13 protein-coding genes are annotated in these 15,041 nt (G+C 42.5%); 9 read left to right on the forward strand and 4 right to left on the reverse strand.

What is annotated here, in order from left to right; translation table 11 throughout:
- The first annotated feature begins 26 nt into the window (after positions 1–26).
- From AC6JAD_RS09245 to clpX, 7 genes are all read left to right on the forward strand, one after another.
- Positions 27–1,397: a T9SS type A sorting domain-containing protein gene (locus AC6JAD_RS09245; protein ID WP_497865328.1), complete on the forward strand. Its 1,371-nt coding sequence runs from the start codon at positions 27–29 to the stop codon at positions 1,395–1,397.
- Positions 1,398–1,403: 6 nt separating this feature from the next.
- The gene (locus tag AC6JAD_RS09250; protein WP_497865330.1) at positions 1,404–2,783 is read left to right on the forward strand and encodes a T9SS type A sorting domain-containing protein; all 1,380 of its coding nucleotides are present in this window, start codon (positions 1,404–1,406) and stop codon (positions 2,781–2,783) included.
- A gap of 12 nt (positions 2,784–2,795) precedes the next feature.
- Positions 2,796–4,166 carry a T9SS type A sorting domain-containing protein gene (locus tag AC6JAD_RS09255; protein WP_497865331.1) on the forward strand — a complete coding sequence of 457 codons (1,371 nt, stop codon included), beginning with the start codon at positions 2,796–2,798 and terminating at the stop codon, positions 4,164–4,166.
- 29 nt (positions 4,167–4,195) lie between these two features.
- Positions 4,196–4,540: a phage holin family protein gene (locus AC6JAD_RS09260; RefSeq protein WP_461305285.1), complete on the forward strand. Its 345-nt coding sequence runs from the start codon at positions 4,196–4,198 to the stop codon at positions 4,538–4,540.
- A 96-nt stretch (positions 4,541–4,636) separates the two neighbouring features.
- Complete coding sequence (gene tig / locus AC6JAD_RS09265; RefSeq protein WP_461305284.1) at positions 4,637–5,956, forward strand: trigger factor; 1,320 nt, start codon at positions 4,637–4,639, stop codon at positions 5,954–5,956.
- An 83-nt stretch (positions 5,957–6,039) separates the two neighbouring features.
- A complete protein-coding gene (gene clpP / locus AC6JAD_RS09270) occupies positions 6,040–6,714 on the forward strand; it encodes an ATP-dependent Clp endopeptidase proteolytic subunit ClpP (RefSeq protein WP_461305283.1) in 675 nt (224 codons plus the stop codon).
- Positions 6,715–6,733: 19 nt separating this feature from the next.
- Complete coding sequence (gene clpX, locus AC6JAD_RS09275) at positions 6,734–7,966, forward strand: ATP-dependent Clp protease ATP-binding subunit ClpX (protein ID WP_461305282.1); 1,233 nt, start codon at positions 6,734–6,736, stop codon at positions 7,964–7,966.
- A 95-nt stretch (positions 7,967–8,061) separates the two neighbouring features.
- Here clpX and AC6JAD_RS09280 read toward each other — a convergent pair whose 3' ends face one another.
- Both AC6JAD_RS09280 and AC6JAD_RS09285 read right to left on the reverse strand, forming a co-directional pair.
- Positions 8,062–8,256, reverse strand: coding sequence for a hypothetical protein (locus AC6JAD_RS09280; protein ID WP_461305281.1), 195 nt, complete (start codon positions 8,254–8,256; stop codon positions 8,062–8,064).
- Positions 8,257–8,455: 199 nt separating this feature from the next.
- Positions 8,456–9,970: a GH3 auxin-responsive promoter family protein gene (locus AC6JAD_RS09285; RefSeq protein ID WP_461305280.1), complete on the reverse strand. Its 1,515-nt coding sequence runs from the start codon at positions 9,968–9,970 to the stop codon at positions 8,456–8,458.
- A 45-nt stretch (positions 9,971–10,015) separates the two neighbouring features.
- Between AC6JAD_RS09285 and AC6JAD_RS09290 the strand changes: the two genes are divergently transcribed.
- Complete coding sequence (locus tag AC6JAD_RS09290) at positions 10,016–10,810, forward strand: DUF2797 domain-containing protein (protein WP_461305279.1); 795 nt, start codon at positions 10,016–10,018, stop codon at positions 10,808–10,810.
- The gene (locus tag AC6JAD_RS09295) at positions 10,811–11,722 is read left to right on the forward strand and encodes an AraC family transcriptional regulator (protein ID WP_461305278.1); all 912 of its coding nucleotides are present in this window, start codon (positions 10,811–10,813) and stop codon (positions 11,720–11,722) included.
- Here AC6JAD_RS09295 and AC6JAD_RS09300 read toward each other — a convergent pair.
- Positions 11,712–12,344 carry a LysE family transporter gene (locus AC6JAD_RS09300; RefSeq protein WP_461305277.1) on the reverse strand — a complete coding sequence of 211 codons (633 nt, stop codon included), beginning with the start codon at positions 12,342–12,344 and terminating at the stop codon, positions 11,712–11,714. The genes AC6JAD_RS09295 and AC6JAD_RS09300 overlap by 11 nt on opposite strands.
- A 38-nt stretch (positions 12,345–12,382) precedes the next feature.
- Positions 12,383–15,037: an AsmA family protein gene (locus AC6JAD_RS09305; protein ID WP_461305276.1), complete on the reverse strand. Its 2,655-nt coding sequence runs from the start codon at positions 15,035–15,037 to the stop codon at positions 12,383–12,385.
- Positions 15,038–15,041: the final 4 nt, after the last annotated feature.

Genomic DNA, 15,041 nt, shown 5'->3' on the forward strand with positions numbered 1-15,041 from the left:
ATGCAGAGCTATTATAAAATAAGAATATGATAAAACAAATCCCAATAATATTTCTATGTCTAATCACCTATTCAAGTTGGGCCCAATTTGGTACACAAAACTTAATTGATGATTTGGCTATTAATGCATTCATGGTTCGTGTTGGGGATATTGATGGGGATACTGATCTGGATGTTTTGGCATCCTTATTTGATGAAGTGGTTTGGTACGAAAATTTGGATGGGGCAGGAAGTTTTGGGTCTCAAAACTCAATCGTCGAAGGTTTAGCACAAGCCCTTTCTTTAGAGATTGTAGATTTGGATGGTGATGACGACCTTGATATAGTTATAACTTCATTTGACAATGACCAGCTTATATGGCTCGAAAATCTGGATGGTTTAGGAACCTATGGAAGTGCCATTATTGTTTCCAATTCGGTTTTGGGCGTCCAAACCGCCATGGCCGTGGATATCGATGGTGATCTGGATGCCGATATTGTCTGCACCTCGGATGAGGATGACACCATTGCATGGTTTGAGAATACTGATGGCATGGGCACCTTTGGGCCCAAAACCATCATAACGACTGGCGTATCCGGGAGGGATTCATTTGTAGGTGATATAGACGGGGATGACGATATGGATATTTTGACTTCTGCGAATGGGATTGGGAAGACACTTTCTTGGTTTGAGAATGTGGACGGACAGGGAACATTTAGTGGCGAAATCATCATCGCAAATAATGATTCGGGTGTGGAGGAGGTGTTTTTGGCTGATCTGGATGGTGACGATGACTTGGATGCATTATTTGTGACGCCTGCTCAAGACTTGGTAGCTTGGCACGAAAACTTGGATGGACAGGGTAACTTTGGTCCAGAGCAAATTATTAGCAATAGTGCCGGTTTTGTTCGCACCTTATACGCAGCAGATCTGGATAATGACAATGACATGGACGTGGTTTCCGGTAGTTCGGATTTTGGAGAGAATATTTCGTGGTACGAAAACCTGGATGGCAATGGTTCCTTTGGCCCAGCACAACAGATTGAGGGCATTGAGGCTGGCGGCATACGCTCGGTATATGCGGCGGACCTGGATGGGGATAGTGATAACGATGTGCTGGGAGCATTGCTGCGGGAGGATAAGGTGGTGTGGTACCGAAACAGTACCATAGCCGGCCTCGACGACCTGGCCCTTAACGAATTCTCGGTCTATCCAAACCCCGTGAGGGACCTTTTGCATTTCGATACCAAAGGGAATACCCTAGAGCGCATAATGGTGTACGATGTGTCCGGGCGTCTGCTCCTTACGGTAGCCGATGCCGTGGATAGAGTGGACATGGCGGCCTTGCCCTCTGGAATCCTGTTCGTGGAGATTTTTACGGCAGGGGGTTCCGGTGTTTTTAAGGTACTAAAACAGTAAGATTCCATGAAGATGAATAAGCGGTGGTTCCTTCCAACCTTTTTGCTTTTACCCTACGCGGCTTGGGCGCAATTTAGTGGACCATGGCCCGTTGCCGATTTCGCCCAGTCGCCAAAAATGGTACGAACTGGTGATATCGATGGGGATGATGATTTGGATGTTTTGGTACCCTTGTTTGATGAAATTGTGTGGTATGAAAATCTAGATGGAAACGGTGATTTTGGTTCTCCTATTTCAGTTGCAACAGGATTGATCCAAACACTTAGCGCGCGTTTAGTTGATTTAGATGGTGATACCGATCTAGATATTCTGGGGACCTCCTTTGATAATAGTCTTGTGATCTGGTTGGAAAATCAAGATGGTTTAGGCACATTTGGAAACTCTAACATTATAACTAACACATTAATTGGTGCTCAAGATGCATTCCCGGCGGATATTGATGGGGATTTGGATTTAGATGTTGTAGTCACTGGGGATACTGAGAGTATAGTTGCCTGGTTTGAGAACTTGGACGGACTGGGAAATTTTGGACCAGAACAGGAGGTTCTAGGAAATACGCTGGGGCGCTCTATTTTTGTGACTGATTTGGATGGAGACGATGACATGGACATTATATTTTCATCTAATAATCCAGATGCTACTGTTTATTGGTTTGAAAATATAGATGGTATGGGTGACTTTAGTGTTGAACATGCGATAACTACTACAGGAAATGCAGGGGTTGAGGAGATATACTGTGCTGATTTGGATGGAGATAGTGACAAGGATATTTTAATAGCTACTCCTGTGAACGGTTGGGTTTCGTGGTTTGAAAACATAGATGGTTTGGGGAATTTTGGTCCTCAACAGGTCATTTCCACCAGCGCGGGTTTTCCAAGATCGGTTTATGCGGCAGACCTGGACAACGACGACGATATGGATGTCCTGTCCATTGGCAGCGACTTCGATGACGGGGTACTGGCCTGGTACGAGAACTTGGATGGTGCGGGAACTTTTGGTCCCCCACAGGCCATCGAAACCGAAACCGATGGTTCCCGTTCGGTATATGCGGCAGATATAGATGGGGATTCGGACATGGACGTCCTGGCCGGGCTTTTGGTTGACGACAGGGTGGTGTGGTACCGGAACGGTACCATAGCGGGCCTCGACGATCTGGCCCTTAACGAATTCTCGGTCTATCCAAACCCCGTGAGGGACCTTTTGCATTTCGATACCAAGGGGAATGCTATAGAGCGTATATTGGTGTACGATGTGTCCGGCCGTCTGCTCCTAGCGATAGCCGATGACGTGGATCGAATAGATATGACGGCCTTGCCCTCTGGAATCCTGTTCGTGGAGATTTTTACGATAGGGGGTTCCGGTGTTTTTAAGGTACTAAAACAGTAAGATCCCATAAAGATGAATAAACGAGTGTTCCTTTGGGCTTTTTTGCTTTTACCCTACGCGGCTTGGGCGCAATTTAGTGGACCATGGCCCGTTGCCGATTTTGCCCAGTCTCCAAAAATGGTGAGAACTGGGGATATTGATGGGGATACTGATTTAGATGTTTTGGTGCCCTTATTTGATGAAGTGGTTTGGTACGAAAATTTGGATGGGGCAGGAAGTTTTGGGCCTCAAAATAGTATTATCACAGGGTTGGGCAGTTCTTTTTCAGCGGTACTAATCGATTTGGATGGAGATATTGATATGGATGTGCTAATAGCATCTTTCAGTAATGACCAGCTTATATGGCTTGAAAACCAGGATGGTTTAGGAACCTATGGAAGTGCCATTATTGTTTCCAATTCGGTTTTGGGCGTCCAAACCGCCATGGCCGTGGATATCGATGGTGATCTGGATGCCGATATTGTCTGCACCTCGGATGAGGATGACACCATTGCATGGTTTGAGAATACTGATGGCATGGGCACCTTTGGGCCCAAAATCATCATAACCACAGGCGTATCCGGGAGGGATTCATTTGTAGGTGATATAGACGGGGATGACGATATGGATATTTTGACCTCTGCTAATGGGATTGGGAAGACACTTTCTTGGTTTGAGAATGTGGACGGACAGGGAACATTTAGTGGCGAAATCATCATCGCAAATAATGATTCGGGTGTGGAAGAGGTGTTTTTGGCAGATCTGGATGGGGACGATGACTTGGATGCATTATTTGTGACGCCTGCTCAAGACTTGGTAGCTTGGCACGAAAACTTGGATGGACAGGGTAACTTTGGTCCAGAGCAAATTATTAGCAATAGTGCCGGTTTTGTTCGCACCTTATACGCAGCGGACCTGGATAACGACAATGACATGGACGTGGTTTCCGGTAGTTCGGATTTTGAGGGAAATATTTCGTGGTACGAAAACCTGGATGGCAATGGTTCCTTTGGCCCACCACAGCAGATTGAGGGCAAGGAGGCTGGCGGCATACGTTCGGTATTTGCGGCGGACCTGGATGGGGATAGTGATAACGATGTGCTGGGAGCATTGCTGCGGGAGGATAAGGTGGTATGGTACCGGAACAGTACCATAGCGGGCCTTGACGACCTGGCCTTTAACGAATTCTCGGTCTATCCAAACCCCGTGGGGGACCTTTTGCATTTCGATACCAAGGGGAATGCTATAGAGCGTATAATGGTGTACGATGTGTCCGGGCGTCTGCTACTAGCGATAGCCGATGCCGTGTATAGAATAAATATGGCGGCCTTACCCTCTGGAATCCTGTTCGTGGAGATTTTTACGGCAGGGGGTTCCGGTGTTTTTAAAATAATAAAGGAATAAATGCTTATATTGAGGGGAATTTCAATAATATGAAAACCCTGCTCAAAATATTGCTTACGGCTGTTGCCGTGATGATCCTCGCCTATATTCTTCCCGGTGTGGGCGTTGCCAGTTATGTATCTGCCTTGATTGTGGCTGTAGTATTGGGAATACTGCGCGCCATCGTGCGTCCCATATTGGTAGTACTTACCCTTCCCATCACCATCGTTACCCTGGGCTTGTTTTTATTGGTAATTAATGCCATCGTGGTGCTGCTCGCCGATTATTTCATCTCTGGGTTCTCTGTAGATGGTATCCTTTGGGCTCTGATCTTTAGTTTATTGCTCTCCTTTCTACAATCCATTCTTCACTCCATGCTGGAAAAGGAAAAATAAACCCTTGAATTTCAGTTTTTAAAAGCTTGTTGACTTCTTGGAAAAATTGTACTTTTGCACCCTCTAAAAAGAAGAGGTCAAAATTTTTCAAGACGTATGAATATTACAAAAACAGACATCGATAACTTAAACGCGGTGGTTACCGTGGAAATTTCGAAAGACGACTACGCTAAAAAGGTAGATGACGTTCTTAATAACTACCGGAAAAGTGCCAACATTCCAGGTTTCAGAAAAGGGCACGTGCCCATGGGAATGGTTCGTAAACAATACGGAAAGGCAGTATTGGTAGAAGAAGTGAATAAATTGCTTCAGGAAAACCTTCACAAGTATTTGACCGAAGAAAAATTGGATGTTTTGGGGAATCCACTTCCCAAAAATGAAGCCGATATCAATTGGGATGCGGGAGACTTCTCGTTCGAATTCGAATTGGGGTTGGCCCCACAGTTCGATGTGGACGTAAAGAAAAAGGCGGTAACACAGTACAAGGTGGTAGCCGATGACGAGATGATAGAAAATCAGGTGAAAACCATCCGCAAGCAATACGGAAAGTTAATCGCTAAAACCGAAGTTGCCAAGGACGACGAAATCACCGGGACGTTTACCTCTTCCGAGAAAGAAATCGAGCAAAAGACAACCTTAGATACAGATGCCATCAAAGGAAAGAAACAACTGAATGCCTTGGTGGGTGCTAAAGTAGGAGATGAAGTCGTATTGAAGACAAAGGGATTGTTTAAGGATGATCACGACAACCAGAGATACCTTGGGGTTTCCCACGATGATGCCCATGGTTTGGATATTGAAGTAACCTTAAAGATCGAAGAGGTGAACACGCGCGAATTGGCCGAGCTTAACCAAGAGTTGTTCGACAAATTATTTGGTGAAGGCGTGGTCTCTTCCGAAGAGGAACTTAAGGAAAAGATCAAGGAAGATGCAGAGCGTCAATTCGTTCAGCAAAGCGATCAGAAATTATTGAATGATGTGGTAGACTCGTTGATTGAGAACACAAAGTTCGATCTACCTGCCGATTTTCTGACACGATGGATCAAGGTTTCAGGGGAAAAGGAATTGAGCGAAGAAGAAGCCAAGGCAGAATTCGAAAGAAGTGAAAAAGGACTTCGTTACCAATTAATTGAAGGGAAGCTGCGTTCGGAGAATAATCTGCAGGTTACTTTCGAAGAGTTGAAGGAGTATACTTCTAATATGATCAAGGTACAAATGGCGCAATATGGACAGATGAATCCGACGGAAGAAGAAGTAGACGGAGTGGTAGCGCGCATTATGGGTAATCAGGAAGAGGTTAGCCGTTTGTCCGAACAATTGAATACAAATAAAATGCTTCAATTTTTTAAGGAAAATGCAAAATTGAAGACTAAGGAAGTTACCTACGACAAATTCATAAAAGAAGCCTACGCTTAAATGAGCGATAAAATAGTTATCTTTAGGGCGTTGAATGGGGTGCATTCAACGCTTTTTGTTTTAGAAAAATCGATACGAATTATATGAACTACGAAAAAGAGTTTAAAGACTTTGCAATAAAGGACCAAGGAATAAGCAGTACCTATTACGAGCAGATCGTAAGCAGTATGTATCCTGTAGGTTTAACACCAAATATTATTGAAGAACGCCAGATGAATATTGCGATCTTCGATGTATTCTCGAGGTTAATGATGGACAGGATCATCTTCTTGGGAACGGGGATCAATGATCAGGTCGCCAATATCGTACAAGCACAATTGTTGTTTTTGGAGAGTGTAGATGCTTCCAAAGACATTCAGATATATATCAATTCACCAGGAGGAAGCGTCTATGCGGGATTGGGAATTTATGATACCATGCAATTTATAAAACCCGATGTAGCCACCATTTGTACTGGAATGGCAGCATCTATGGGCGCTGTTTTATTGTGTGCTGGACAGAAAGGAAAGCGTAGTGGCTTGCCACATTCTAGGGTAATGATCCACCAGCCATTGGGCGGGGCGCAAGGTCAGGCCAGTGATATAGAGATTACAGCCCGCGAAATCCTGACGCTCAAGGATGAATTGTACCAAATTATTGCGAAGCACAGTGGTCAGACCTTCGATAAAGTATACGAAGATAGTGACCGTGATTATTGGATGAAGGCAGACAAGGCCTTGGAATATGGAATGATAGACGAAATACTGACTAGAGGATAGACTCCCTAAAAGTAAGGTTATGGCAAAAGAAGATTTAGAATGTTCGTTTTGTGGTCGTAAAAAAGCCGAAACCAATTTATTGATAGCTGGGCTAGACGCCCATATTTGCGATCGTTGTATAGAGCAAGCCCATGGTATAGTGGTAGAAGAAGCATTGCACTCTACCAATACCGAGCTTACCAAGGAAATGATGCTGAAAAAACCAAAAGCCATTAAGGAGTTTTTGGATGACTACATCATTGGGCAGGAATACACGAAAAAAGTGATGTCTGTTGCCGTTTATAATCACTATAAGCGATTGTTGCAGCCGAAAAGTGATGACGATATCGAAATTCAAAAAAGTAATATCATTATCGTTGGGCAAACAGGTACAGGAAAGACGTTAATGGCTAAAACCGTAGCGCGTATGCTTAACGTGCCATTGGCCATTGTAGATGCCACTGTACTAACAGAAGCGGGTTATGTAGGGGAAGATGTAGAAAGTATCCTTACAAGGCTGCTACAGGCTGCCGATTACAATGTAGAAAAGGCACAGAACGGGATAGTGTTTATTGACGAGATCGATAAAATTGCACGTAAGAGCGACAATCCTTCAATTACACGTGATGTAAGTGGAGAGGGCGTACAACAAGCCTTGTTGAAATTACTGGAAGGAACCGTGGTTAATGTTCCGCCAAAAGGGGGTAGAAAACATCCCGACCAGAAGTTTATTGAAGTGAATACCGAAAATATCCTCTTCATAGCAGGTGGTGCTTTCGACGGAATAGAACGACATATTTCTAAGCGTCTCAATATGCAGGCGGTTGGTTTTAGTGCTTCCAAAAGTGATGATACCCGTGAGCGTGATAATTTATTGAAATACATCATTCCGAAAGACCTAAAGGATTTTGGACTTATCCCTGAGATCATCGGAAGGCTTCCCGTACTTACCTATATGAATCCTTTGGATAAAGGCACACTACGAGCCATCCTTACGGAGCCGAAGAATGCCATAATTAAACAGTATAAAAAACTGTTTGAGATGGACGAGATAGATTTCGTGATTACCGAAGAAGCATTAGACTTTATCGTTACTCAGGCCATTGAGTATAAATTGGGAGCAAGAGGATTGCGATCTTTGTGTGAAGCAGTCCTTACCGATGCCATGTACGAATTGCCAAGTACAGCCGATAAGAAATTACACGTGACTCAAGAATATGCTGAAGAGAAACTGAATAAATCCACGATAAAGAAATTGAAAGCGGTTTCCTAAAAGCTTTCAAGAATTTAAAGCATAAAAAAAAGCCTCTTCGATCTTAAGATCTAGAGGCTTTTTTCACTTAAACTTAACCTAAATAATTATTGTGATTAAGGAGTAGTCAATACTGTTTTCGATTTCCTGTTGGTAATCTTTTGTTGCATTAACTCCTTCTTATTTTTTAACGTATAACCCGCTACAGATTCTTCGTTATTTACTTTCATCTGAGTGGCACAAGAGGTAAGTGAGCTCGAAGCTACTACCATCAATACACAGATTATTACGATACTTCTTATTGTTTTCATTACAGCCCCAATTGTAATTTGATATGTCAAACGTATTGAGTAAGAAAAATACTACCAAATCTTTTAGTTGAAGTCGTAGGAAAATTCGTTAAAGTGCATAAAAAAAACAGCAACTCGATAAAGTGTTTATTATCATCGATTTAAAGCTGGATTTTGATCGAAATTATTTGCGTTTAATCGATTGCAATATGGAGAGCCGTTATTTATTTAGGTGGAGAAGCTCTTCTAAATAGTCACGGGTGTTGGAGAGTCGTGGGACTTTGTGCTGCCCTCCCAATTTGTCTTTCTCTTTAAGCCAATCATAAAAAAGGCGTTCACGGGCACAATGAATGGTAGGAGCATTAAGTGTTGTATTATTAAAGCGTTTCGCTTCGTAATCACTATTTACCTCCTGTAGGGAACGATCCAATAAACTCGTGAATTCAGAAACATCCTTAGGCGGTGTTTTAAACTCTATAATCCATTCATGGGCACCTTTTTCCTTGCCATGCATAAAAATGGGTGCTGCCGTATAATCCACGATCTCGGAATGGGTAAGTTGCATGGTTTTCTTTAAAGCGGATTCTGCATTTTCAATAATGAGTTCCTCTCCAAATGCGTTGATGTGATGTTTGGTTCTTCCAGTCACCTTAATGCGATATGGATGTACCGAGGTAAAACGAACGGTATCCCCAATCTTATAACGCCACAATCCCGCATTGGTCGTAATAACGATGGCATAGTTCTTCCCAACTTCCACCTCGGATAAAGGAATGATCTTTTCCTTGGGTGTTCCGTAGGAATCCATAGGAATGAATTCGTAGAATATTCCATAATCAAGCATAAGCAGTAATTCCTTGTTGGCATTTCTATCCTGAATGGCAAAGAAACCCTCGGAAGCATTGTAGATTTCATAGTACCGAAAATCTTCCCTTGGGAACAGCTTATTGTATTGATCTATATAGGGGTCGAAACTCACACCTCCATGGAAATATACTTCCAGATTGGGCCAAATCTCAAAAATGTGATCCTTGCCCGTAGTTTCTAATACATTGTTTAATAATACCAGCATCCAAGAAGGCACCCCCGCCAAACTGGTTACATTTTCCCGAATGGTTTCATCGACTATCGCTTGCATTTTGGTTTCCCAATCTGCCATTAAGGAAATCTCGCTACTGGGAGTACTGCTAAATTCTGCCCAAAAGGGCATATTGTCGATTAGTATGGCCGAAAGGTCACCAAAAGCAGTTCCGTTTTCCTTGTAGAGTTCTTTACTTCCTCCCAACCTCAGTCCTTTTCCAACGAAAAGTTGTGCGTCTGGGTTATTATTAAGGTACATGCACAAAAGGTCTTTACTTGCAGCATAGTGACAATTTTCCAAGGATTCCTCGCTAACGGGGATAAATTTACTTTTGGCATTGGTCGTTCCGCTGGATTTGGCGAACCATTTTATGGCTTTGGGCCAGAAGATATTGGTTTCCCCGCGACGGGAACGCTCAATATCGGCCTCAATATCCTCGTATTGACTCACAGGAACGCGTTCCGAAAATTCCCTGTAGGAATGTATCGAAGAGAAATCATATTTCTTGCCGTATTCTGTAGTCTTCGCCTGTTGCAATAAGGATTGTAGCAATTCCTCCTGTACCTCGATAGGGTACTTTAAGAAAAGTTCGATCTGATGAAAGCGCTTTTTCAGAAACCAAGAGGCAATAGAATTTACTAGCGGAATTGGCATGTTTTTGACCTATCTTTACAAGGTAAAAATAACAATTTTAAAAGAATGAGCTACGAAGGTGTCCTTACTAAAATGCGGACTGAGATTGGGAGTCCTATTCAGTATTATCTAGTGTTTGAGAATGATTTTCTAAATATGAATCAATTGCTCAATAAAAAGGTGACCATACGCCTTACCGGGTTTGAGTGTCTAAACTGTAGATTGGATAAAAAGATTTTTAGGCAAGGCTTCTGTTATGATTGTTTTTATGAAATTCCGCAGGCTGCAGATTGGATCATGCGCCCAGAATTGAGCAAGGCACATTTAGGGCAGGAAGACCGTGATCTGGAATATGAAAAGAAGGTGCAATTACAACCCCACATTGTGTATTTGGCCAACAGCAGCAATGTAAAGGTAGGTGTTACACGTAAGAGTCAGGTTCCCACAAGATGGATAGATCAGGGAGCACATGAGGCCATCGAAATAGTGGAAGTGCCCAATAGGTACTTGGCAGGTATTACAGAGGTTGCCCTGAAGGAACATGTAAGCGACAAGACGAATTGGCGCAAAATGCTTAAAAATGAAATTGAAGATGTAGATCTAATCGAATGGCGATCCAAGCTTAAAGGGTTTATTCCTGAGGAAACTTCAGACTACTTTCTGGATCGTAATGGGGAAACCCATTTAGAGTTCCCTGTAAAAGGGTATCCGGAAAAGCCCAAAAGTTTAAACCTCGATAAAACACCCGATTATACAGGAACGCTAAAAGGCATAAAAGGCCAATACCTCATTTTTGAAGACGATACGGTTTTCAATGTCCGAGCCAACGAAGGGTATAAAGTGCAGGTAAGCGTAAATTAAATGAATTCTATAGGAGAAGAACAGTGGCATCGCATCTCCAAAGCCTTCTTATTTATTGAAGATCACATAGGGGAACCGTTACACCTTAATCAGGTGGCCAAAGCGGCTTATTATACCCCTTTTCACTTTCACCGGGTTTTTCGAGCGGTGACAGGGGAGCCCCTAAACGCCTATATTTCCAGAAGACGCTTAGAGCATTGTGCTGCACGTTTGTTGAACGAGCCCAATACTCCAATTGTTGAGGTGTCTGAAAGGTTTGGATATTCGCAGCCCAGTGCATTTGCAAGGGCATTCAAGAAGCATTTCGGGCTTTCCCCTTCAGAATTCAGAAAAGAGGCGCCTTCAAAATATAGCAAGATCCGTATACTTGAAAGCAAGAATGGTACACCCCTCACAGCATTCGAACCCTACTTTCGTAACATTGAAACCATTTTAAAATTCTTGAAAATGAATGCTACGATTGAAATTAAAGGAATGCCCCCAAAACACATCATGTATATTGCCCATGTGGGTCTAATGACGCAAAGTGAAGGATATCAAAAAATCATGAAGTGGGCTGGCCCCAAAGGGCTCATGAATACTCCAGATCTGGTAATGACAAGTATGTACCTAGATAGCGCTAAGGTTACTGCACCTCAAAAAATAAGGGTAAACATAGGAATCCTTGTTCCTGAGCCCATGAAAGAAGAGCAGGGAATTCATTACTTGCATCACCAACCTGAAAAATGTGCCGTTGGATCTTTTCAATTGCAATTGCATGAATTTGAGCAAGCTTGGGTGTCTATGTTTGTTTGGGTAAATGAACAGGGATATAAGGTAAAGAACATGCCGCCTTTCGAGTTGTATTACAATGATTATCGAGAGCATCCCGAAAACAAATGTATTGTGGACATTTGTATTCCTATTGAATAAGAAAACGAATTCCTTGAACGGAGGCTAAAACAATAAGCACAATGCCAATCATTCTATTGAGTTTTGTGGGATCGGATTTCTCTTTTCGTCCCCATTCCTTTCCCAGTTTTGCATAGAGGTATAGAATGGCAATCTTACCCAGGAAAACTCCTAAAAAGAATAAGGTGAGTACACTAATGGGACTCATATCGCTCAAGGGGATAAGGTGCTTTTGGGTGATCGAAATGCCCAATATCCAAAACAGTAATACGGGAGGGTTAAGTACACTTAAGGCAAAACCTGTGGCAAGTTTAGAATTGGATACCTGAATGGGTTTTTTCGGCTTCTTTGGCCAAGCAATTTTGCCATTCATTAAAAACACCATCCCGGCGATAAGGAACAATACCATAAAGCTCACTTGAATCCAAGTGTTCATTTGAAAGAAATTAGACAAGAAGGAACTATAGCACAATGCCATGAAGGCCAACATCATTTCACCGAGTCCAGCTCCAATTGCTATCTGCATTCCTTTTTCGAAGGAGTCCTTTGTAGTGGTTTTTATAACCGCGAGATTGGAGGCGCCCGGTGCTGCTCCACCAAGAGCTGCCATAATCAATCCAATGATGCTATACCCAATAATCATGCAAGCTTAGTGGGAATGTATGATGGAAACTTACAAAGTCAATTGCCCTGTTTGGTAGAATCTTTCTTTTTTTTCTTTTTTCCGAAGATACCCCCAAGAATATCTTTAACTACCTCTGTGGTCTGTTCTTGTGTAGTGTTTTCGTTGGAGCTTCCACTTGCATCCTCGTCATCTTTCGTACCACCACCTAAAATGTCCTTTAGAATGTCGGTTCCTTTGTTCGTGAGTTCCTCCTTTTGCTTTTCAATTAAGCGTTGGGTTAAGGTACTTACGGCACCTTTTGTATCAACAGACACCGAAGGGTTTGTAAAGGATCCACCAATACCAATGGGAAGGGAAACTTTGGTGTTCTGTGCTTCAGAAGGGTCTAATTTGGCCAAAAGATTGTTTACTTCACCGCCAAGGTATTTAGCCGGGACCTCCATGGTCAAATCATAGTTCATGCTTTTGTCCAGACCATGATTGCCCCCTGCGGTAATTTGGACATCCTCGACTTGAAAATCGAAGGGCTTTACAATAATCCTTCCTTCACTGAAGTCTAGGGCTGTGCTTATATTTTGCAAACTCAACTTATCTAGGTTAAGGAAGGAAACCTGTTCTCCCAATTTTGAAAGCAAAGGTGTTTTTTGGGCATCCACCTGTGCGGTAATCACCTGAGCTAAGGCACTACCCGCTATAGTCTTTAGATTGGGTGTTAGGTCGTTGTTTAACTGTCCTTTTAAATTTATGGTCGTGTTCATATTGCCATCTAGGGCTTGGGCAATAGGGGCAATATATTTTAAGAGAGCAAGTTTGCCGAAAGACTCGTCAATGTCTATTTTCTGAAGGTCTAAATTCATACTGAAGGATGGTACCTCACCTTTGGTATTTACATCTCCTGATAAGGCTACATCACCACCAAATGCATTGGAGCTTACATTTTTTAGGGATGCCGTTTCATCACTAATGGTTACCGAACCACTGGTATTCTGAAGCTCCAAATTATCGTACTTCACTTTTTTTGCGTTGAAATTGAGAGTGGCATCCAAGAAGTCTGGAATTTTAATGGATTCAATATTTGCTTTTGCCGCAGTATCGTCTCCCGCAGACTCATTTTGAGCTGTTTCGTTTTCCTCAGAATCTGTTCCCATGAAATCGCTTACATTAAATGTGTTCGATTGTACATTGAAATCTCCTTTTAAATCCTGCTTGGCCATGATCCAAGGGATTAGGTTTTGTATGTTTCCTGTAGCCGCAATATCTGTTTCCCCACTTTTTGCACTGAGCTTATTCAATGTAATATTCCCTGGGGTCATTTTTACATTAGCTTCGTTAATCTCAATATCGTGTGTGAAATAGGGATCTTGATAGGTGAAATCTGTGAGCGAAGCTGTTCCGGTGGTGTTAATATTTTGGTATTGTTCCGTTTCTAAGGAGCGCATATCAAATCGGGTGTTTACATCTGCCTTAAAGACACCAGTAAGATCTTGTTCCAATTCCATGGGAAGCACCTGTTCTATGTTTGCCAAATTCAAGGTGCCTTTCAGTGCCAACTGTACGAGGGCATTTTCGGTAAGGTTTTTTATGCTGCCACTGGCTCTAAAGAGTTCATCATCTATTTTAAAAGTTAGGTTACCTATGGTAAGATAGGTGTCCGGCACCAAACCTGTTTCATTTTTCAATTGTGCATTAATCGAAATATTACGGACCGCTTTGGGTAAATCTGGATATTTAAAAGAAGCATTATCGCTGGAGACCAAAATATCCATTTTGGGAATATATTGGTCATTTGCAATACCCTTCACCATACCATTTACACTAAAATTTCCAGTAGTCGAAACCCCATCGAGATTCTGCACATATTTTTTCGGAATCACCGCCAAAAAGTTTTTAAAATCTGAAGAGGGCGTCTTAAAGGAGAGATCTATATCGCTGCCATCCTCCAGTATCTGAACATATCCTTCGAAGGTGAGTGGTAATTCATTGATCCTGGCCTCATTTTCCAAGAAACTGTATTTCTGATTCTCAAGATCCAACTGAAAAGTGGCATCCAAGGCAAGGGTGTGGTTACTTAAGTATTGGGTGTCCCCTTGTGCGAAACTTGCCAAGGTATTGGTGTTGGTGACCAAAGTGGAGGTGGCTGCCGAAAGGTCTCCGTTGCCTTCATGGGTGAATTCTTCCAGTGTCAAGAAAGTCCCTGCTTTGGCATCGTGGTAGTTAATACGTGAGTTGTTTATTTCATAATGTTCCAAGTTGAATGAAAACCCACTATTGGAGCTTTCTTCGGAACCTTCGGACGGGGTAGTATCCGATTTCTTTCCAATATCGTAATTGGCATTGCCCAAAGAGTCTACCTGAATGTTTATGAGGGCCTCTTCCAATTCCAGGCCATTAACCTGAATGGGTTTATCAGAACTTTTAAATAGTTGTGTAAGACCCATGTCCAGTGCCAATCGTTTCCCACTTGCTAAGGTGTCGCCTTCAAAAGGTGCTGCGTTCACCACACTAAAGTCTTCAATAACTACCGCGGCGTTTGGGAAATTGCTGAACAAGCTAAGGTCCAAGGATTTCCATTCCACTTGTGCGGTTAGGTTTTCGTTCAGGTTCTTTTTCAGTAATTTTTCAATGGAACCTTTAAAAAGAAATGGGGCGGTTAAGAGGAATATCAGTAGTAGTCCGAGGACAATACCGATGATTTTTACAATTTTTTTCATTTTT

This window comes from Aureisphaera sp., assembly GCF_059726885.1.

Bases quoted from the DNA above. Each gene is read 5' to 3' on its own strand.
- clpX (WP_461305282.1), top strand. From the start codon at position 6,734: ATGGCAAAAGAAGATTTAGAATGTTCGTTTTGTGGTCGTAAAAAAGCC.
- tig (WP_461305284.1), top strand. From the start codon at position 4,637: ATGAATATTACAAAAACAGACATCGATAACTTAAACGCGGTGGTTACC.
- AC6JAD_RS09255 (WP_497865331.1), top strand. From the start codon at position 2,796: ATGAATAAACGAGTGTTCCTTTGGGCTTTTTTGCTTTTACCCTACGCG.
- AC6JAD_RS09250 (WP_497865330.1), top strand. From the start codon at position 1,404: ATGAAGATGAATAAGCGGTGGTTCCTTCCAACCTTTTTGCTTTTACCC.
- AC6JAD_RS09245 (WP_497865328.1), top strand. From the start codon at position 27: ATGATAAAACAAATCCCAATAATATTTCTATGTCTAATCACCTATTCA.
- AC6JAD_RS09285 (WP_461305280.1), bottom strand. From the start codon at position 9,970: ATGCCAATTCCGCTAGTAAATTCTATTGCCTCTTGGTTTCTGAAAAAG.
- AC6JAD_RS09300 (WP_461305277.1), bottom strand. From the start codon at position 12,344: ATGATTATTGGGTATAGCATCATTGGATTGATTATGGCAGCTCTTGGT.
- AC6JAD_RS09305 (WP_461305276.1), bottom strand. From the start codon at position 15,037: ATGAAAAAAATTGTAAAAATCATCGGTATTGTCCTCGGACTACTACTG.
- AC6JAD_RS09290 (WP_461305279.1), top strand. From the start codon at position 10,016: ATGAGCTACGAAGGTGTCCTTACTAAAATGCGGACTGAGATTGGGAGT.
- AC6JAD_RS09280 (WP_461305281.1), bottom strand. From the start codon at position 8,256: ATGAAAACAATAAGAAGTATCGTAATAATCTGTGTATTGATGGTAGTA.
- AC6JAD_RS09295 (WP_461305278.1), top strand. From the start codon at position 10,811: ATGAATTCTATAGGAGAAGAACAGTGGCATCGCATCTCCAAAGCCTTC.
- clpP (WP_461305283.1), top strand. From the start codon at position 6,040: ATGAACTACGAAAAAGAGTTTAAAGACTTTGCAATAAAGGACCAAGGA.
- AC6JAD_RS09260 (WP_461305285.1), top strand. From the start codon at position 4,196: ATGAAAACCCTGCTCAAAATATTGCTTACGGCTGTTGCCGTGATGATC.